The sequence below is a fragment of the Streptomyces sp. NPDC058051 genome (assembly GCF_042885475.1).
GTDB lineage: Bacteria > Actinomycetota > Actinomycetes > Streptomycetales > Streptomycetaceae > Streptomyces.
In genome coordinates, this window is sequence record NZ_JBHVRW010000004.1 from 47,667 (window position 1) to 65,179 (window position 17,513).

General features: G+C 71.7%; 20 protein-coding genes and 1 riboswitch. Of the genes, 9 read left to right on the plus strand and 11 right to left on the minus strand.

The window, feature by feature from the left end; translation table 11 throughout:
• The 4 genes from ACFVUT_RS08185 (at position 1) to ACFVUT_RS08200 (ending at position 3,776) form a co-directional block, all read left to right on the plus strand.
• Positions 1 to 234, plus strand: a complete 234-nt coding sequence (locus tag ACFVUT_RS08185) for a hypothetical protein (RefSeq protein WP_078852816.1) — start codon at positions 1 to 3, stop codon at positions 232 to 234.
• Between the two features lie 68 nt (positions 235 to 302).
• Positions 303 to 1,124 (plus strand): SURF1 family protein, encoded by an 822-nt coding sequence (locus ACFVUT_RS08190; RefSeq protein ID WP_389646876.1) that lies wholly within the window; start codon positions 303 to 305, stop codon positions 1,122 to 1,124.
• A 91-nt stretch (positions 1,125 to 1,215) separates the two neighbouring features.
• Positions 1,216 to 3,015, plus strand: a complete 1,800-nt coding sequence (locus tag ACFVUT_RS08195; protein ID WP_389646669.1) for a glycoside hydrolase family 15 protein — start codon at positions 1,216 to 1,218, stop codon at positions 3,013 to 3,015.
• A 5-nt stretch (positions 3,016 to 3,020) separates the two neighbouring features.
• Positions 3,021 to 3,776 carry an SDR family oxidoreductase gene (locus tag ACFVUT_RS08200; protein ID WP_389646666.1) on the plus strand — a complete coding sequence of 252 codons (756 nt, stop codon included), beginning with the start codon at positions 3,021 to 3,023 and terminating at the stop codon, positions 3,774 to 3,776.
• A gap of 169 nt (positions 3,777 to 3,945) precedes the next feature.
• Here the strand turns inward: ACFVUT_RS08200 and amaP are convergent, their stop codons facing one another.
• From amaP to ACFVUT_RS08225, 5 genes are read right to left on the minus strand one after another with little or no spacing between them, the layout of a single operon-like run.
• The gene (gene amaP / locus ACFVUT_RS08205; protein WP_389646873.1) at positions 3,946 to 4,524 is read right to left on the minus strand and encodes an alkaline shock response membrane anchor protein AmaP; all 579 of its coding nucleotides are present in this window, start codon (positions 4,522 to 4,524) and stop codon (positions 3,946 to 3,948) included.
• A 5-nt stretch (positions 4,525 to 4,529) separates the two neighbouring features.
• Positions 4,530 to 5,216, minus strand: a complete 687-nt coding sequence (locus ACFVUT_RS08210; protein ID WP_389646663.1) for a DUF6286 domain-containing protein — start codon at positions 5,214 to 5,216, stop codon at positions 4,530 to 4,532.
• Complete coding sequence (locus tag ACFVUT_RS08215; RefSeq protein ID WP_389646660.1) at positions 5,213 to 5,575, minus strand: hypothetical protein; 363 nt, start codon at positions 5,573 to 5,575, stop codon at positions 5,213 to 5,215. Before ACFVUT_RS08215 ends, ACFVUT_RS08210 begins: the two co-directional genes overlap by 4 nt.
• Positions 5,572 to 5,763, minus strand: coding sequence for a hypothetical protein (locus ACFVUT_RS08220; protein WP_327275937.1), 192 nt, complete (start codon positions 5,761 to 5,763; stop codon positions 5,572 to 5,574). Before ACFVUT_RS08220 ends, ACFVUT_RS08215 begins: the two co-directional genes overlap by 4 nt.
• A 32-nt stretch (positions 5,764 to 5,795) precedes the next feature.
• Positions 5,796 to 6,263, minus strand: a complete 468-nt coding sequence (locus ACFVUT_RS08225; protein ID WP_389646657.1) for an Asp23/Gls24 family envelope stress response protein — start codon at positions 6,261 to 6,263, stop codon at positions 5,796 to 5,798.
• Between the two features lie 92 nt (positions 6,264 to 6,355).
• On the opposite strand from ACFVUT_RS08225, the gene ACFVUT_RS08230 reads away from it, so the two are divergent.
• Positions 6,356 to 7,057, plus strand: a complete 702-nt coding sequence (locus tag ACFVUT_RS08230; protein WP_389646653.1) for a hypothetical protein — start codon at positions 6,356 to 6,358, stop codon at positions 7,055 to 7,057.
• Between the two features lie 73 nt (positions 7,058 to 7,130).
• Here ACFVUT_RS08230 and ACFVUT_RS08235 read toward each other — a convergent pair whose 3' ends face one another.
• The 3 genes from ACFVUT_RS08235 to ACFVUT_RS08245 form a co-directional block, all read right to left on the minus strand.
• On the minus strand, positions 7,131 to 7,922 hold the full coding sequence (locus ACFVUT_RS08235; RefSeq protein ID WP_389646650.1) for an enoyl-CoA hydratase/isomerase family protein: 792 nt from the start codon (positions 7,920 to 7,922) through the stop codon (positions 7,131 to 7,133).
• Between the two features lie 154 nt (positions 7,923 to 8,076).
• Positions 8,077 to 8,298 carry a helix-turn-helix domain-containing protein gene (locus tag ACFVUT_RS08240; protein ID WP_352163566.1) on the minus strand — a complete coding sequence of 74 codons (222 nt, stop codon included), beginning with the start codon at positions 8,296 to 8,298 and terminating at the stop codon, positions 8,077 to 8,079.
• A gap of 342 nt (positions 8,299 to 8,640) precedes the next feature.
• Positions 8,641 to 10,239, minus strand: a complete 1,599-nt coding sequence (locus tag ACFVUT_RS08245) for an ABC-F family ATP-binding cassette domain-containing protein (RefSeq protein ID WP_389646646.1) — start codon at positions 10,237 to 10,239, stop codon at positions 8,641 to 8,643.
• A 282-nt stretch (positions 10,240 to 10,521) separates the two neighbouring features.
• Between ACFVUT_RS08245 and ACFVUT_RS08250 the strand changes: the two genes are divergently transcribed.
• Positions 10,522 to 11,412 carry a neutral zinc metallopeptidase gene (locus ACFVUT_RS08250; RefSeq protein WP_389646643.1) on the plus strand — a complete coding sequence of 297 codons (891 nt, stop codon included), beginning with the start codon at positions 10,522 to 10,524 and terminating at the stop codon, positions 11,410 to 11,412.
• An 80-nt stretch (positions 11,413 to 11,492) separates the two neighbouring features.
• Entirely contained in the window at positions 11,493 to 11,906 is a 414-nt protein-coding gene (locus ACFVUT_RS08255) for a VOC family protein (protein WP_389646641.1), read from the plus strand.
• Between the two features lie 54 nt (positions 11,907 to 11,960).
• Here the strand turns inward: ACFVUT_RS08255 and ACFVUT_RS08260 are convergent, their stop codons facing one another.
• From ACFVUT_RS08260 to ACFVUT_RS08270, 3 genes are all read right to left on the minus strand, one after another.
• Positions 11,961 to 13,271, minus strand: coding sequence for a hypothetical protein (locus ACFVUT_RS08260; RefSeq protein WP_389646870.1), 1,311 nt, complete (start codon positions 13,269 to 13,271; stop codon positions 11,961 to 11,963).
• Positions 13,272 to 13,455: 184 nt separating this feature from the next.
• Positions 13,456 to 14,586, minus strand: a complete 1,131-nt coding sequence (locus tag ACFVUT_RS08265; protein ID WP_389646638.1) for an alpha/beta hydrolase — start codon at positions 14,584 to 14,586, stop codon at positions 13,456 to 13,458.
• Between the two features lie 56 nt (positions 14,587 to 14,642).
• The gene (locus tag ACFVUT_RS08270) at positions 14,643 to 15,302 is read right to left on the minus strand and encodes a class II aldolase/adducin family protein (RefSeq protein WP_389646635.1); all 660 of its coding nucleotides are present in this window, start codon (positions 15,300 to 15,302) and stop codon (positions 14,643 to 14,645) included.
• 262 nt (positions 15,303 to 15,564) lie between these two features.
• On the opposite strand from ACFVUT_RS08270, the gene ACFVUT_RS08275 reads away from it, so the two are divergent.
• Positions 15,565 to 16,830, plus strand: coding sequence for an anion permease (locus ACFVUT_RS08275; RefSeq protein ID WP_389646632.1), 1,266 nt, complete (start codon positions 15,565 to 15,567; stop codon positions 16,828 to 16,830).
• Between the two features lie 35 nt (positions 16,831 to 16,865).
• Positions 16,866 to 17,096 (plus strand): hypothetical protein, encoded by a 231-nt coding sequence (locus ACFVUT_RS08280; RefSeq protein WP_389646629.1) that lies wholly within the window; start codon positions 16,866 to 16,868, stop codon positions 17,094 to 17,096.
• Between the two features lie 207 nt (positions 17,097 to 17,303).
• A riboswitch (cobalamin riboswitch) is annotated at positions 17,304 to 17,435 on the plus strand.
• Positions 17,436 to 17,513: the final 78 nt, after the last annotated feature.

Consider the following 17,513-nt stretch of genomic DNA (forward strand, 5'->3'; position numbering starts at 1 on the left):
ATGGCACGTTGCGAGGTTTGTGGAAACGACTACGGCATGTCCTTCGAGGTGCACGCGCAGGGTGCGGTGCACGTCTTCGACTGCTTCTCCTGCGCCATTCACCGCATGGCGCCCATCTGTGAACACTGCAGGGTCCAGGTCATCGGCCAGGGTGTCGAGGTCGACGGGCACTGGTTCTGCGGCGGCCACTGCGCCCGCGCCGAGGGGAAGGTGGGCATCATCGACAAAGTCTGACCGGCTGCCGCACCCCCTCTCCCCACCCCTCCGCCATGCACCCCATGACGCAGATGTACCGTCATGGGGTGTACCGCTTCCTGTTGACCCGGCAGTGGCTGATCCTCGCCCTCCTCTCCCTCGTACTGATCCCCACGATGGTCGAGCTGGGCTTCTGGCAGCTGCACAGGCATGAGCACAAGGTCGCGCAGAACTCCTTGATCTCCCGGAGCCTCAAGGCGAAACCGGTTCCGGTCGCCTCGCTCACCTCTCCGGGCCACACGGTCCCGCGCTCCGACTACTGGCGCACGGTGACGGCCACGGGTACGTACGACACCGCGCACGAGGTGGTCGTGCGCCGCAGGACCTCCACCGACGACCGGATCGGCGTCCATGTCCTGATTCCGCTCGACCTCAAGGGCGGCGGCACGGTCCTGGTCAACCGCGGCTGGGTGCCCGCCGCCGACAGCCAGCGCGCCTACCCCGACGTGCCGGCCGCGCCCAAGGGCGAGGTGACCGTCACCGGACGGCTCAAGGCCGACGAGACGACGAGCAGCAGCGGCATCAAGGATATTTCCGACCTGCCGGACCGCCAGGTGATGCTGATCAACAGCGCCCAGGAGGCCAAGAGGCTCTCCCGGCCGGTGCTCGGCGGCTACATCGAGCAGACCGGACCCGAGCCGGCCGGTGGTTCCCCGGAACTGATCGCGGCCCCCGACGACAGCTCGATCGGCCCGCACATGGCCTACGCCGTCCAGTGGTGGCTGTTCGCCGCAGGGGTTCCGGTCGGCTTCGTGGTCCTCGCCCGCAGGGAGAAGCGCGACCGGGTGGCGGCGGCAGCGGCCGGTGCCGGAGAGCAGGACGCCTCCGGTCCGAAGGAGCCGGAGCAGTCGGCACCCGCGACGGTCTGACACCCGTCCCTGCCCGGGTACCGGAGTGGCCCCCGTCTCTCGTGGGACAAGGGCTGCTTAACGAGGCCCAGGTTCGGGAACACGCCAGAACGTGACCCCACGCATCGAGGACTATGCCCTCATCGGCGATCTGCAGACGGCTGCCCTGGTCGGCAGGAACGGTTCTGTCGACTGGCTCTGTCTGCCCCGCTTCGATTCGGGCGCCTGCTTCGCGGCCCTGCTCGGCAACGAGGACAACGGCCACTGGCGGATCGCCCCGAAGGGCGCGGACACCTGCACCCGGCGCGGCTATGCGGGTGACTCCCTCGTCCTGGAGACGTTCTGGGAGACCCGTACCGGCACGGTCAAGGTCATCGACTTCATGCCGCAGCGCGACCAGGAACCCGATGTCATGCGGATCGTCGAGGGCGTCAGCGGCACCGTCGAGATGAGTTCCGTGATCCGGCTGCGCTTCGACTTCGGCTCGGTCGTGCCGTGGGTACGCCGCTCGGAGGGGCACCGGGTGGCGGTCGCCGGGCCGGATTCGGCCTGGCTGCGCAGCGAGCCGCCGGTCAAGACCTGGGGCCAGCAGTTCTCCACCTGCTCGTCGTTCACCGTCTCCGCGGGTGAACAGGTGGCGTTCGTCCTCACCTGGCACCCCTCGCACTCACCCCGCCCCGATCTCGTCGACCCGTTCGACGCGCTGAAGAGCACCCTGTCCGACTGGGCGGCGTGGTCCGCACAGTGCAAGTACCGAGGCCCTTACCGGGAGGCGGTGATCCGGTCGCTGATCACGCTGAAGGCACTCACCTTCGGCCCGACCGGCGGCATCGTGGCGGCTCCCACCACCTCACTGCCCGAGGAGATCGGCGGCGTACGGAACTGGGACTACCGCTTCTGCTGGCTGCGGGACTCGACCCTGACCCTCGGCGCGCTGATCTCGGCCGGTTATCTGGAGGAGGCCGCCGCCTGGCGGGACTGGCTGCTGCGGGCCGTCGCCGGGGATCCGGCCGACCTGCAGATCATGTACGGACTGGCGGGCGAGCGGAGGCTGCCCGAGGCGGAGCTGCCGTGGTTGAGCGGATACGAGAACTCCGGCCCGGTCCGGATCGGCAACGCCGCGGTGCGCCAGCGTCAGCTGGATGTGTACGGGGAGGTCATCGACTCGTTGCGGCTCGCGCGCGAGGCGGGCCTGGACGACAAGCCGCACGCCTGGAATCTGCAGCTCAGCCTGCTCGGCTTCCTGGAGTCCACCTGGCGCGAGCCGGACGAGGGGCTGTGGGAGATCCGCGGCCAGCGCCGCCACTTCGTGCACTCGAAGGTGATGGCCTGGGTCGCCGCCGACCGTGCGGTACGCACCCTGGAGATGAATCCCTCGCTGACCGGCGACGCGGAGCGGTGGCGGATCATGCGGGACGCCGTGCACCGGGAGGTGTGCGAGAAGGGCTTCGACCCGGTACGGAACACCTTCACGCAGTCCTACGGCTCCCGGAACCTGGATGCCGCGACGCTGCTGATCGCCCGGACCGGTTTCCTGCCGCCGGACGATCCCCGGATGATCGGGACGGTAGACGCGGTCCGGGAGGAGCTGGGCAGCGGTTGCCTGGTCCGGCGCTACAGCACGGACGGCAGCTCGATCGACGGGCTGCCCGGCAGCGAGGGGGCGTTCCTGGCGTGCTCGTTCTGGCTGGCCGACGCGCTGCTCCTGACCGGGCGTGCCGAGGAGGCGCGGGCTCTCTTCGAACAGCTCCTGGTGCTGCGCAACGATGTGGGGCTGCTCGCGGAGGAGTACGACACCGTCGGCCACCGGCAACTCGGCAACTTCCCGCAGGCGTTCAGCCACATCGGACTGGTGGGCACCGCCATGGCGCTGGCCGGGCACGACACGCTGGAGGGCGACACGGCAGGATAGGGCCCATGGATCTGGGACTGAAGGACCGTGTGTACATCGTCACCGGAGCGAGCCGCGGACTGGGCAACGCCACGGCGCGGGCGCTGGCCGAGGACGGCGCGCGGGTCATCATCACCGGCCGGGACGAGAAGCGTGCGGCGGCGGCCGCCGCAGAGCTGGGGCCGGACGCGGTCGGCCTCGCCGCGGACAACGCCGACCCCGCCTCCGCGCGGCGTCTGGTGGACAGCGCGCACGAGCGGTTCGGCCGGCTCGACGGCATTCTCATCAGCGTCGGCGGACCGGCGCCCGGCTTCCTCGCCGACAACACCGACGAGCAATGGCAGTCGGCCTTCGAGTCGGTGTTCCTGGGTGCGGTGCGCCTGGCCAGGGCCGCGGCGGCCACGCTCGGCGAGGGCGGCGTCATCGGCTTCGTGCTCTCCGGCTCCGTGTACGAGCCGATCGCCGGGCTGACGATCTCCAACGGTCTGCGCCCCGGCCTGGCCGGTTTCGCCAAGTCCCTGGCCGATGAGCTGGGCCCCCGGGGCATCCGCGTGGTGGGCGTGCTGCCGTCCCGGATCGATACGGACCGTGTGCGTGAACTGGACGCGCTCTCCGGCGACGCGGAGGCCTCCCGCACGGCCAACGAGGCACGCATTCCGCTGCGGCGCTACGGCACGCCGGAGGAGTTCGGCCGGACCGCCGCGTTCCTGCTCTCCCCTGCGGCGTCGTACCTGACGGGCATCATGGTGCCGGTCGACGGCGGCTCCCGGCACGGTTTCTGAACCGGTCCCGCACACTCCCGGCCGCCGGGCGGCCCCGAATGCCCCGGCCGCGTCCGGCACCCCGGCCGTCCGGCACCCCGGAGCGCCCATCGGCCCCGCCCGCCCGGCAACCCCGTCCGTCCGACGGCCGGACCCCTCCGGCGACCGGGTCCGCCGTGGGCGGCAGCCGTCAGCTCACTCTCTCCGCACGGTGCTTGACCGCCCTCAGCCGCACCTCGGCGGGCAGCGCGGCCAGCCCCGCCGAATCCCGCGCATGGGCCAGCGCCTCGTCGGTGAGGCGGCCGAGCGACTCGTCCGGCGCCGCGTGCGGCTCCATCAGCAAGCGGATCCGGGCATGCGGCGCACTGCGCCGGCCGGTCAGCCGGACCTGGGCGCGGGCCACCCCGTCCAAGGTTCCGGCCTCGTCGGCGAGCACCCCCTCCAGGGCCCGGCCCCGCAGCAGCGCCCCCTCGCCGTCGCCGCTGTCCACCAGCACCTCGGCGAGGCGGGCCCGGCGCAGCTGGGCCAGCAGCCACCACAGGGCGAGGACGACCGCGACGGCGAGCACCGCGATCACCGTCGGCCACCACCAGCCCTCGCCGCGCCAGCGGTCCCGGTCGGCGTCGCTGAGGAGCACATCCCGCCGGCCGTACCAGGGCCACCAGGACGGTACGGCGAGGCCGAGCCCGGCGGCGAGTGCCGCACCGCCGCAGCAGATCAGCACCAGCCCGGCCAGGCCGAGCAGTACCCGGTTGACGGTCCTGAGCAACGGGCTCACCCCTTCTTCGCCGGACGGCGGACCTGCACGGACAGGCTCGGTGGCCTGGACAGCCCCAGTTCCTTGATGCCGGTCCCGAGCACGGTGTCCAGATCGGCCCGTACGTCGTCGAGTTCACGGAAGTGCGAGACGGCACGCACCCCGACCTTGCTCCGGCCCATCCGGACCCGTACCGACTGCACACCGGACACCTCGATGGCCCGGTCCCGCAGAACCAGTGCGGCCGCGGCCCGGTCGAGTCCGGCCCGTACGCCGGGGCGGTCACGGCGCATCGGCAGCAGGGCGCGGAGTCCGGGCGTGACGGCGAGCACGAGCAGCCACAGGCCGATCGCCACGGCAGCCGCCGCGCCGACCAGCACCCAGATGGTGTCCAGTTGCCGGGCGGCGAGTTCGTCGGCCAGCGTGCGGCGCCAGCGCATCGCCGGGTGGCCGGTCCGTACCGCCGCCACGTCGTAGAGCAGCAGGCCGGCGCAGCCGAGGACCACCAGGGCGAGGAGCGCCGCGGGGACGCGGCGTGCGGACCAGAACCGGCCTGCCCTGTCACCGCTGTCGTGCCGCGCGGGCACGGGATCGTAGGCGGCGGACGAGGCGGACTGGTCGAGTGCGAGCACGTCCCCCTGTTCGACGGGCCGGGCCGTGGGCAGCCGCTGCGTCTGCTGTTCCGGGTCGTGGGGCTCGGTCATCTGATCCTCCCCTGTGCCGCGATGCCCGCTCCCGTCGGATGCAGGCGCTCGACCTGGACAACCACCTCGGGCACGTCCATCCCCGCCAACGCCCTTACCCGCTCCACGACCTGCCGACGCACGCCGCCGCACTGGCGGCCGATGTCGGAGGGGTAGACGAGTTCCAGGCTCACCCGCACCCGGGCGATGTCACGGTGCACCGTGACCGTGGCGCGCGGCGAGGCACCTTCTTCCGGCGGGTCGTGGATCGCCTCCTTCGCCGCCTGCGCGGCGATCTTCGCGACCACCCGGTCGGCGATCCGGGTCTCTCCGCGCTCACCTGCGGCGATCTGGCCGCTCGCCCCCGACAACGCCGTCACCGCCGTCGGTCGCCGCGCTCGCGACTCCGGAAGAAGTCGCCGGGCTCCAGGTCGCCCTCCAGGAAGCGGCCGACGATGAAGCCGATCGCTCCCAACGCGGCCACCAGCAGAAAGGCCCCGAATCCGCCGAAGTACCCGGCGAATCCGAGTGCCATGCCGGCCACCATGCCGACCACAGCCATGTTCATCCTGTGCTCCTCAACTGCCTCGGGTCAGAGGCCTACTGGAGACGTGGCTCGGACTCTTCGTCTTCCTCGTCGGGCAGCTTCACATCGCTGACCGCGATGTTGACCTCGACGACTTCGAGGCCCGTCATCCGCTCGACCGCCGCGATGACGTTCTCGCGTACGTCCCGGGCGACGTCGGCGATCGACACTCCGTAGTCGACGACGATCTCCAGGTCGAGGGCGGTCTGCGATTCGCCGACCTCCGCCTTGACGCCCCGGGTGACGGACTTACCGCCGCCCGGAACCCGTTCGCGCACGGCGCCGAAGGTACGTGAGAAGCCGCTGCCCATGGCGTGGACGCCGACCACGTCACGGGTGGCCATTCCCGCGATCTTCTCGACCACGCCGTCGGCGATGGTGGTACGGCCGCGGGTGGCGGGGTCTCCCCCACCGCGCTTGGTGAGCGGACTCGATTCCTTGTCGGGGTTCTCGGGACGGTTCCGCTGGGGGGTGTCGGTCATCTCCACTCTTCCCTTCGGGGCAGGTTGGACCTCGTTGCCCACATTAAGCGCGCTTGCCCCGTCCCGCGCCGTGGATGCGGCAGGCTGGGAAGATGACGACGGCTGACAGCCCGCACAGGGCTGACGGATGGACGGCAGCGGTCCGGCAACGGCTCGGCCTCGGCCGGCTGCTTCCGCTGGGCGGTCCGGCGGACGGGGCCTGGATCTCCGAGCGTGCCGCGGCGGGAGTGCTGCGCGACGCGGTGGGCGGCCCGGAACCCGGGCCGGTGCTCGGGAAGCTCCGGATCTCGGTGGCCGATCCGGACCGGGCGCCGGGCCCGGAGGTGGAGCCGCCGCCGAGTGCGCTGCCGCCGGGGCCGTTGCGGATCGAGGCGACCATGTCGGCGATGTCCGACCGGCCGCTGCCCGCCGCAGCCTCGGCACTGCGCTCGGCGCTGCTGACGGCGTCCGCACACCGGCTGGGCCTCGTGGTCGCGGAGGTGGATCTCCGGGTGACGGAACTACTGGACACGCCACCCGAACGGCAGGCACCCCCACCGGCCGAGGTGCGCCCGGCGAGGCCGGAGGGGGCGGCGGGCCTCGCTGCCGCGGGTGTTCCGGGTGTCGTGGCACTGACCCGGGTCCTGGGCACCGCGGTGCACACGGGCCCGGACCGGGTACGGATCGAACTGGCGACGGACTCGGGCCACCGGGCGATCGACGTGGTCCGCGCGGTGCGGGCCGCGGTGGCGGACGCGGTGGAGGGGCATCCGTCGGTCGCGGTGCTGGTCACAGCGGTGGTGGAACAGGACTGACGACCGGGCGGAACCCGGCAGGACCGGGGCGCAGGACCGGGCCCACGCCCGGCCGAGGCCGCGAACGGGGTGCTCAGTCGGTGATGCCCGCCAGGTCACGCAGGCGGCGGCCCTGCGCGGCCCGTTCGGCGACACGCTGCTCCTCGTAACCGCGCGTGACCGCACCGCCCAGCAGCGCCTTGGTCTCCACGACCGCGTCGCGCGGGGCGGCCAGCAGTGCGCCGGCCAGGTCGCGGGCCGCACCGTCCAGCTCATCGGCGGGAACGACGAGGTTGGCCAGCCCGGTGCGCTCCGCTTCCTCGGCGTGCACGAAGCGGCCCGTGGCGCAGATTTCGAGCGCGCGGGCATACCCCACGAGGTGGACCAGCGGGTGCGTGCCGGTGAGGTCGGGAACCAGGCCCAGGCTGGTCTCCCGCATGGCGAACTGCACGTCCTCGGCGACGATCCGCAGATCACAGGCCAGGGCGAGCTGGAAGCCGGCACCGATCGCGTGCCCCTGGACGGCCGCGATCGTCACGATGTCGTTGCGGCGCCACCAGGTGAACGCCTCCTGGTACTCGGCGATGGTCGCGTCGAGCTCGGCCTCCGAGCCGCGTGCCATGTCGAGGAAGGACGGCTCACCGTCGAACCCCTCAGGAGTGAACGCCTGCCGGTCGAGGCCCGCGGAGAACGACTTGCCCTCGCCACGGAGCACCACCACCCGCACACTGCCGGGCAGCGCCCGTCCGGCCTCCGTCAACGCCCGCCAGAGAGCGGGGGACTGAGCGTTGCGCTTGGCCGGATGGGTGAGGGTCACCGTGGCAACCGCGTCATCGACGGTGAGTCGTACGCCGTCCTTGTCGAGCACAGTGTCGAGCGAAGTCATGGGGTGCCTCCGGATCCGTTCAGTCAGCACGTCGAGCTAAGTGACTGAACAGTAACCACCCGACCGACATCACGATCGACCGGGTGGCCACCACTGGAACCGGTGAGCCCCTGGGGCGAGCCGGAAAAGACGCGCCCCGTTCCGCCGACGGCTGTCAGGCCGTGGCGGCCTTCTTGCCGCGTGTCGCTCCGCCGCGTCCTCGCAGCGCGACTCCGGACTCACTGAGCATCCGGTGGACGAATCCGTAGGAGCGGCCGGTCTCTTCGGCCAACGCCCGGATGCTCGCACCGGAGTCGTACTTCTTCTTCAGGTCTGCCGCGAGCTTGTCGCGCGCGGCGCCGGTCACCCGGCTGCCCTTCTTCAGAGTCTCGGCCACCCGTGCCTCCTCATGGGAAGTGCGCTCTGGACTCTCATGATCACCCCTCGGGGGCTTCCTGGCCACCCATTCGGCAAGGTCCGTGCAACCGGATCACCGCCCGGGGAACGGCTCCACACGACCGGAATCCTGCATTCCATGGGCTTGTGAGGGCAGGCGGGGGCACGCTCGGGCCGAAGCGCCAGGTCAGGGCCACACGGGGAGGGCGACCCGCCGAACGGGTGCACCCGGCAGGTATCTACCGGGTGCCGTGCCGGGGTACGAGACGCACTCACGCAGATGAAGGATCACACGTAGGCGGAATGATCCGGACGGAGTGGATCAGGCCGCGACGGAGCGGGATCAGGCCAGTGCGACGAGATCCTGGTAGTCCGCGCCCCACAGGTCCTCGACACCGTCCGGCAGCAGGATGATGCGCTCCGGCTGGAGCGCCTCGACGGCCCCCTCGTCGTGCGTGACGAGGACGACGGCGCCCTTGTACGTGCGCAGAGCGCCGAGGATCTCCTCACGGCTGGCGGGGTCGAGGTTGTTCGTCGGCTCGTCCAGGAGCAGCACGTTGGCGGAGGAGACCACCAGGGTCGCCAGGGCCAGACGGGTCTTCTCCCCACCGGAGAGGACACCTGCGGGCTTGTCGACGTCGTCCCCGGAGAAGAGGAACGAGCCAAGGGTCTTGCGGACGTCGACGAGATCGAGGTCGGGCGCCGCGGAGCGCATGTTCTCCAGGACGGAGCGCTCCGGGTCCAGGGTCTCGTGCTCCTGGGCGTAGTAGCCGAGCTTGAGTCCGTGGCCCTCGATGACCTGACCGGTGTCGGGCTTCTCCGCGCCGCCGAGGAGCCTCAGGAGCGTGGTCTTGCCCGCGCCGTTGAGGCCGAGGATGACGACCCGGGAGCCCTTGTCGATGGCGAGGTCCACATCCGTGAAGATTTCGAGCGAGCCGTACGACTTGGACAGGCCCTCCGCCATCAGGGGCGTCTTGCCGCACGCGGCGGGTTCGGGGAAGCGCAGCTTGGCGACCTTGTCGGCGACACGGACGGCGTCCAGGCCGGAGAGCAGCCGCTCGGCGCGCTTGGCCATGTTCTGCGCGGCGACGGTCTTGGTGGCCTTGGCGCGCATCTTGTCGGCCTGCGAGTTGAGGGCCGCGGCCTTCTTCTCGGCGTTCTGCCGCTCGCGCTTGCGGCGCTTCTCATCGGCCTCGCGCTGCTGCTGGTAGAGCTTCCAGCCCATGTTGTAGACGTCGATCTGCGAGCGGTTGGCGTCGAGGTAGAACACCTTGTTGACCACCGTCTCGACGAGCCCGGCATCGTGGGAGATCACGATGAAACCGCCGCGGTAGGTCCTGAGGTAGTCGCGCAGCCAGGCGATCGAGTCGGCGTCGAGGTGGTTCGTCGGCTCGTCGAGCAGCAGGATGTCGGCGTCCGAGAACAGGATGCGGGCCAGCTCGACACGGCGGCGCTGACCGCCGGAGAGCGTGTGGAGCGGCTGCCCGAGCACCCGGTCGGGCAGGCTGAGCGCGGCGGCGATGGTGGCGGCATCGGCCTCGGCGGCGTAACCGCCCTTGGTGAGGAACTCCGTCTCCAGGCGCTCGTACTTCTTCATCGCCTTCTCGCGGGTGGCGCCCTTGCCGTTCGCCATCCGCTCCTCGTTCTCGCGCATCCTGCGCAGGGTCTCGTCGAGGCCACGGGCGGAGAGGATGCGGTCGCGGGCGAGGACGTCGAGGTCACCGGTGCGCGGATCCTGCGGGAGGTACCCCACCTCGCCGGAGCGGGTGATGGTGCCGCCGGCCGGGTTGCCCTCGCCCGCGAGGCACTTGGTGAGCGTGGTCTTGCCCGCTCCGTTGCGGCCGACGAGACCGACGCGGTCCCCCTTGGCGATGCGGAAGGAGGCGGACTCGATGAGGATGCGGGCGCCGGCACGCAGTTCGATGCCGGAAGCGGTGATCACGGTAAAACTCCAGGGCGGTTGGACGGCGGACGGGACGGCTACGGACTCACGACTCGACGCCGTTAATGCACAAGGAGAATTGCCATACGGCTCATTCTACTGGCGGTGTGCAACTGCTTTTCCGCATGCGGGGCCGCACGCGACGGAGGCAGGCGCCCGAGCGATCACTCAGCGCCACCGCCCCACTCCACCGCGCGACAAAATGGGGCATGACCGAGCGAACCATCCCATACTCGGCGGAGGCGGTGAGACGCCACAGCCGCGCCAGAGGGTGGTTTCCCCATGCAGTTCGACGACGATGCCGATCTGGACACGTCCGAGGTCCAGGACGTGCGCGGCAGCCGCATCCCCGGAGGCAGGGCCACCGTGGGCGGCGGCCTCGCCGGTCTCATCGCACTGATCCTGGGCCTGTTCCTGGGTGTCGGCCCCGACCAGCTCGGCCTGTCGTCCGGCGACTCGGGCACGACCGCGACGGCCTCCTCGGCGGCGCAGGTCCAGCAGACCTGCCGGAGCGGGCAGGACGCGAACACCCGGGACGACTGCCGGACCGTCGCGGTGGTCAACAGCGTTCAGGACTACTGGAGACAGGAGTTCCGGCGGCGCGGCGGGACGTACGCGAACGCGCCGACGGTTCTCTTCACCGACCGCGTCGGCACCGCGTGCGGCTCCGCGACCTCGGCGGTCGGCCCGTTCTACTGCCCGAGTGACCGGAAGGTCTATCTGGATCTGGGGTTCTTCGACGAGCTGAAGACGCGGTTCGGCTCCAGCGGCGGCCCGTTCGCCCAGGCGTACGTCATCGCCCACGAGTACGGGCACCACGTGCAGGACCTGATGGGGACGCTGAGCCGCGCGCAGGACGGGCGGACCGGCGCGAACAGCAATGCGGTCAAGGTGGAACTGCAGGCGGACTGCTACGCCGGGGTCTGGGCCCATCACGCGACGAGCACGCCGGACGAATCGACCGGCCGTCCACTGATCACCTCGCTGACGAAGGCGGACATCCGGGACGGGCTCGACGCGGCGGCCGCGGTCGGCGACGACCGGATCCAGGAGAAGTTCCAGGGCCGGGTCACGCCGGAGTCCTGGACGCACGGCTCGGCCGCGCAGCGGCAGCAGTGGTTCACCACCGGCTTCCGCGGCGGCGACATGGCCGACTGCAACACCTTCCGCTGAGAGCCTTTCGGGTGACCGATGGAAGACTGAGACGCAGATCACAGAAACGGGTCACGGGAGTACGAAAAGAGGTGGGCGTCATGGCAGGCGCACCGGCCGGCGTTCCGACGATCTATCCGACGATTCTGTACGACGACGCGAAGGCCGCGATCAGAACACTGACGGAGGGCCTCGGCTTCACGCAGGAAGCGGTGTACGAGGGCGAGAACGGCACGGTGCTCCACGCGGAGCTGTCCTGCGGCAACGGCAGGGTGATGGTCGGCTCGAAGGGCCGCGAGGGCGTCTTCGCCAAGGCGATGCAGGGCGCGGGCCCGGCCGGTGTCTACGTCGTGGTGGACGAGGTCGACGCGCACCATGCCCGGGCCGTGGAGCACGGGGTGGAGATCCTGATGCCGCCCACGGACCAGGACTACGGCTCACGGGACTTCATGGCGCGGGACGCGGAGGGCAACGTCTGGACCTTCGGGACGTACGCACCGGGGTCGGCGGACTGACGGCCGCGGGGACGGGCCCGGGACCGAGCCCGTCCGACGCGTGGACCGGCCGTGCTACACGCCGCCCGTGTGCACCTGGAAGGCGGCCCGGCGCACCGCTTTGGCCAGCGCGGGGTCCGGGTGCGCGGCGGCCAGGGCCACCAGCACCTGAACGGTGCGCGGGTGGCCGACGGCCCGTACCTCGTCCAGCAGCGCCGGCACCGTGCCCTGGACGGCCGAGTCGAGGTGCCGGACCAGCAGCGTGGTCTCGCCGTGGTCGGCGACGGCCGCCGCGGTGTCGACCCAGAGCCAGGTGGCTTCCTCCCGGCTGAGGACGTCCTGGGCGTCCTCGGGGTCCGCGCCGTCGTACTCGGCCAGCCAGAGCAGGGCGTAGGGGCGCAGGCCGGGGTCGCCGACGACCGACCGCACCTCGGGTTCGGCGGGGGCGCCGACGACCCGGAGCGCCTCGAAGGCGAGTCCGCGCAGCAGGGCGTCCTCACCGCGGGCGACGGCGAGGAGTTCGGCGACGGCGCTGCCGACGGGGCGGGCGGCGAGCCAGGCGCGGTACTCCGCGCGGGCCGGGCCGGGGGTGAGCCGGGCGCAGCCGAGCAGCATGTCGGCGGCGGCCTGCTCGATGTTCCCGGCCGGGCTCTGGGCCGCGACGCAGATCTGTTCCAGCTTGACCCAGACCGCCCAGTTGCCGAGCGGGGTGAGGGTGGCGTGTCCGGCGCCGAGGGTGAGGGCCCCGACGGCGGCCAGCCCCTCCAGGGCCCAGTCGAGAAGGAGGGCGATCAGGGCGGCGGGGTGTGCCTCGGCGGCGGTTCCGGCCGGTGCGGCCGGCGGCTGCGGCCCGTACGGCACCTCGCAGCGCTCCTCGTGGAGCTCGGCGACGCGCTGGCCGAGCAGGTCCAGGAGGGCGGGCACGGCGACCGGCCCGGCCGAGAGCTGGAGGAGGGAGAGCACCTGGGGCACGGCCTCGACGGCCTCGGCGACCGCGGTGGAGTCGATGCCGTCGGGTGCGGGGTGGACGAGCGACCACGCGTCGAAGAGCGCCACCCAGCCGCGGAGCACGGCGGAGTCGTCGCGGTCCCAGGCGCGCAGCCGCCAGCCGGGGCGCGCGGTGTCGCCGTGCAGTTCGACCAGACCGGCGAGCCGGGCCCGGTCCCAGCCCGAACGCATCTGGGCCGGGGACAACTCCATGACCGCCGCGGCCCGTTCCAGAGCCTGGGCGGCCGGCGGCGGTGCGCCGGGGATCGCGCCGTCGGCTGCCCAGCGGGCGATCCGTACGGCGTCGGCAAGGACGGTTCTGGCCTGGCGGGCCAGTTCCGCCCTGGGAGGAGTGCCCTCCGGGGGGCGGGGAGCCGGCCTGGTGCGCCGGGTGGTCACGGCCTTGCGAGCGGTGGCGAGGGGTCGCGGGCGGACAAGTCGCAGCCTGGAGTCGCGCGGGGTACGGGACGTCACGGGAGCAGTCTTGCCCCTGACGGCCCGAAAGCCCAAACGGAACCCGAATTCGCGGTGGAGGGAGTGGTGGCACGGGCCCGGCACCAATCGGCCGATCCCTCGCATCAGGTCACATCAGGGGCGTGAGGAAGCGGCGCAGGGCCTCTTCGTAGTGGACCGGGTCGGCGTTCCACATCGCCGCGTGCGGAGCCTGCGGGACGGTGTGCAGGGCCACCAGGTCGGGCCGGCGGGCGGCGAGGTCGCGGGACGGCTGCCAGGGGGCCAGGGTGTCGTCGGGTCCGTGGAAGATCAGGGTCGGGGCACGCAGCGACGGTGCGAGGGAGCCGTCCAGGAGCCGGGCGCCGCGCAGCCCGGTCTGCCCCTGGGCGGCACGGACGGCGAGCGGCAGCAGGGCGGCCGGGATGCCGCGGGCCGTGGCCAGGGCGCGCATCGTGGTGGCCCAGTCCAGCACCGGCGAGTCGAGGACGAGGCCGCAGATCCGGCTGCGGAGTGCCGAGTTGACGGCCGCGTGCAGTGCCATCGAGGCGCCGGTGGACCAGCCGTACAGGACGACCTTCTCGGCGCCGTACCGCACCGCGAAGCGAATCGCCGCGTCCAGGTCGCGCCATTCGGACTCACCGAGGTGGGCGAGGCCGTCCGGGGAGCGCGGCGCTCCGGGGTCGCCGCGGTAGGCCGGGTCGAGCACGGGCAGGCGCAGACCGTGCAGGAACTCCATGACGTTCATGGGGTGTTCCCTGGTCGTGCCGAGGCCGTGCACGGTGATGACCCAGGTGTCGCGGGGGCCGGGCAGGAACCAGGCGGGCAGGGTGCCGAGTTCGCCGGGGATCTCGACCTCCTCGTACGTGAGGCCGAGGGCCGACGAGGGGTCGCCGCTGTGCAGTTGCGGGGTGACGCGGACCTTGGCGCCGGGCTCCAGGGTGCCGCTGCTGACGCGTTCCAGTCTGCGGACGACGGTGTCGGGGGCGTGGTGGGCGTGTGCGATCACCGGGCCGACGACGGCGTGGACGTCGTCGCCCACCAGTCCGTACGTACCGGGCCGCAGGGCGGTGAAGGAGCGGGTCAGGGTGACCTGCCCGGCGGCCGTGGCGTGCACGGTGAGTCCGCGGTCGGCGGGGAGCGGTCGTCCGGAGGGCGCCCTGAGGGCGGCGTGGCTGGCGTACCGGCCGGCCGCGACCGCCGCTGCCGCACCGCCGCCGAGGACCGTGGTGACGGCTGCTGCCGTGATGGTTGCCGGGCGCACCGCTCCAGTCTCCCGGGGTGCACCGCACCCTGCCAGCGGACGGGGGCCGTCCGGTGTCAGCCCGGTTGTCCGTATCCCTTCAGCGCCTCCCGCACGTCGCTCAGCTGGGCCGGGGAGAGCAGATGGGGCGAGCGGCCGGGCACGGAGCTCGCGGTGAGCCAGAGCCGGCAGAGCCATTCCAGCTGGGCGGTCCTGTCGTACGCCTCGTCCAGGGTCGCTCCGTAGGTCACGGTTCCGTGGTTCTGGAGCAGGCAGCCGGTGCGGTCCCGCAGGGCGGCGAGCATGTTCCCGGCCAGTTCCTCCGTCCCGTAGCGCGCATAGGCCGCGACCCGGACGGGGCCGCCCAGCAGGGCGGCGGCGTAGTGGACCGCGGGGACCTCGGGGACCAGGGTGGAGACGGCCGTGGCATGCACCGCGTGGGTGTGGACGACGGCAACCGCCTCGCTGTTCCGGTAGACCGCGAGGTGGAGCGGGAGTTCGCTGGTGGGGGCCAGCTCGCCGAGGACGCGGTTGCCGTCCAGGTCGACGCCGACGGCGTCCCCGGGACCGAGCCGGTCGTACGGCACTCCGCTCGGGGTGACCAGGACCGTCGCACCGACGCGTGCCGACACGTTTCCGGAGGTCCCGACGACGAGGCCGTCCGCCGCCGTCCTGCGGGCGGTGGCGACGACAGCGTCCCAGGCCCGTTCGATCGCGTCCCCTCGGTCATCACTCATACGAGGATCCTGTCAGCCCGGGAGGCGAACGGGCATGCGATCGGCCGGGAAGGTCACAACCCGGTGACGTTCACAAAAGGTGCGCCAGGGGGTGGATCGGGCCCGGTGGGGCTCCGTGCGCGGACCGCGCCGCGCCGCGGAGATCAGGAAGAGGAATCCGGTCCCGACAGGAGACACCACAGCGCCCTTCCCAGTTCATCTTCCGTTCACTCAGGTTGCCTACGGTCCACTTGCCAATGACGTCGAACGATTGCCTGGGTAAATGGAACACATCACGCTGCTTCTCGCGATTGTGATCGTGACAGCTCTAGTGTTCGATTTCACGAACGGTTTCCATGACACCGCCAACGCGATGGCGACCACCATCTCGACCGGCGCACTCAAACCGAAGACAGCGGTGGCCATGTCCGCCGTTCTCAACCTCGTCGGCGCGTTCCTCTCGGTGGAGGTCGCCAAGACGATCTCCGGCGGGATCGTCAACGAGAACGGGCTGCGGACAGAAGTGATCTTCGCGGCACTCGTCGGCGCCATCCTGTGGAATCTGCTGACCTGGCTGGTCGGCCTTCCGTCCAGTTCCTCGCACGCCCTGTTCGGCGGCCTGATCGGCGCCGCGGTGATGTCGGCGGGCTGGTCCTCCGTCAACGGCGGCACCGTCGTCACCAAGGTGCTGCTCCCGGCGCTCGCCGCGCCGATCGTCGCCGGTCTGGCCGCGCTGCTGGCGACCAGGCTGACGTACCGGATCGGCGGGAAGATCCGCAACGACGCCCAGGAGAAGGCCACCGCCAAGGGCTACCGCGCCGGTCAGATCGCCTCGGCCGGACTGGTCTCCCTCGCCCACGGCACCAACGACGCGCAGAAGACCATGGGCATCATCACCCTGGCCCTGGTCACCGGCGGCGTCCTGCACCCCGGCTCCAACCCGCCGGTCTGGGTCATCGTCGCGGCCGGTACGGCCATCGCGCTCGGCACCTACCTGGGCGGCTGGCGCATCATCCGCACCATGGGCAGCGGCCTCACCGACCTCAAACCGCCGCAGGGCTTCGCCGCCCAGACCAGCGCGGCCACGGTCATCCTGGCCTCCTCGCACCTCGGCTTCTCGCTCTCCACCACGCAGTCCTGCTCCGGTGCCGTGATGGGCGCGGGGCTCGGCCGCCGGGGCGGCGTGGTCCGCTGGTCCACCGCCACCCGGATGTTCGTCGCCTGGGGTCTGACCCTGCCGGCCGCGGGACTGGTCGGCGCCGGTGCCGAGTTCCTCACCAAGCAGGGCACGTGGGGTGTCGTCGTCGTCGCGGCGCTGCTGCTCGCGGGCTCCGGGGCGATATGGCTCGTGTCGCGTCGCAAGCCGGTCGGCCACGGCGACGTCGCACCCGCCGCCGACGGAGCCGAACCCGCGGGCGTCGTCACCACGGCCATCGCCGCCGTCAGCCCGCCGCCCACCGGCGCCCAGGCGGCCGCCCAGGATCTCAAGACCACCATTCCGGCTCCGGCCGCGACCTCCCAGGACCCGGCGCGACCCGCCACCGTCTAGGTCGGCCGCCCCGGCAGACCGGCTAAGGAATCAGCATGAAAATCGACTGGGCAGCCCTCGGCTCCGTCTTCGGCGTCTCCCTCGTCGTCACCGTCGCGCTGGTGGGTCTCTTCACCCTGGGCATCGTCGGTCTCTCCAAGCAGCCCGAACCGGCGGCGCAGGGCGGCTCCGGCGGCTCGCTGCTGCTGGCCCGCGCGGGCGCGTACGTCTGCTTCGCGCTGTGCGCGACGGCGGTCGCGTACGGGATCTATCTGATCGTCGCCTGACCTCCGTCAAGGCATCCCCCTTCTCCGCACGCTCCCGACGGGCCGGACCCACGACATGGGTCCGGTCCTTCGGCATGGGTCCGGCCCTTCGGCGTTGTGGCTCCGGCCCGATGTGGGGCACAGCACACCGCACCGCCGCAGGTCAACGGCAAGTTGACGGACGTTCGCGGAGCGTGGTGGACTGCCGGAGCCAATTACGGCGACAGCAGAGGAAGCCGGTGCGAATCCGGCGCGGTCCCGCCACTGTCACCGGGGAGCAGTCCCCCACACCGGAAGTCACGGCACGCGCGAGCGGGCTGGAAGGCCGGGGGAACTGCGGATCCGGGAGCCAGGAGACTCTCGTCGCCCGTCACGTCGATCCAGGGCGCGGACCCTGAGTGAGGACATATCGCCATGCCTGGCTGCCGTGCGTCCGTT

Bases quoted from the DNA above. Each gene is read 5' to 3' on its own strand.
- ACFVUT_RS08185 (WP_078852816.1), top strand. From the start codon at position 1: ATGGCACGTTGCGAGGTTTGTGGAAACGACTACGGCATGTCCTTCGAG.
- ACFVUT_RS08200 (WP_389646666.1), top strand. From the start codon at position 3,021: ATGGATCTGGGACTGAAGGACCGTGTGTACATCGTCACCGGAGCGAGC.
- ACFVUT_RS08210 (WP_389646663.1), bottom strand. From the start codon at position 5,216: ATGACCGAGCCCCACGACCCGGAACAGCAGACGCAGCGGCTGCCCACG.
- ACFVUT_RS08220 (WP_327275937.1), bottom strand. From the start codon at position 5,763: ATGAACATGGCTGTGGTCGGCATGGTGGCCGGCATGGCACTCGGATTC.
- ACFVUT_RS08225 (WP_389646657.1), bottom strand. From the start codon at position 6,263: ATGACCGACACCCCCCAGCGGAACCGTCCCGAGAACCCCGACAAGGAA.
- ACFVUT_RS08230 (WP_389646653.1), top strand. From the start codon at position 6,356: ATGACGACGGCTGACAGCCCGCACAGGGCTGACGGATGGACGGCAGCG.
- ACFVUT_RS08235 (WP_389646650.1), bottom strand. From the start codon at position 7,922: ATGACTTCGCTCGACACTGTGCTCGACAAGGACGGCGTACGACTCACC.
- ACFVUT_RS08250 (WP_389646643.1), top strand. From the start codon at position 10,522: ATGCAGTTCGACGACGATGCCGATCTGGACACGTCCGAGGTCCAGGAC.
- ACFVUT_RS08255 (WP_389646641.1), top strand. From the start codon at position 11,493: ATGGCAGGCGCACCGGCCGGCGTTCCGACGATCTATCCGACGATTCTG.
- ACFVUT_RS08270 (WP_389646635.1), bottom strand. From the start codon at position 15,302: ATGAGTGATGACCGAGGGGACGCGATCGAACGGGCCTGGGACGCTGTC.
- ACFVUT_RS08275 (WP_389646632.1), top strand. From the start codon at position 15,565: ATGGAACACATCACGCTGCTTCTCGCGATTGTGATCGTGACAGCTCTA.
- ACFVUT_RS08280 (WP_389646629.1), top strand. From the start codon at position 16,866: ATGAAAATCGACTGGGCAGCCCTCGGCTCCGTCTTCGGCGTCTCCCTC.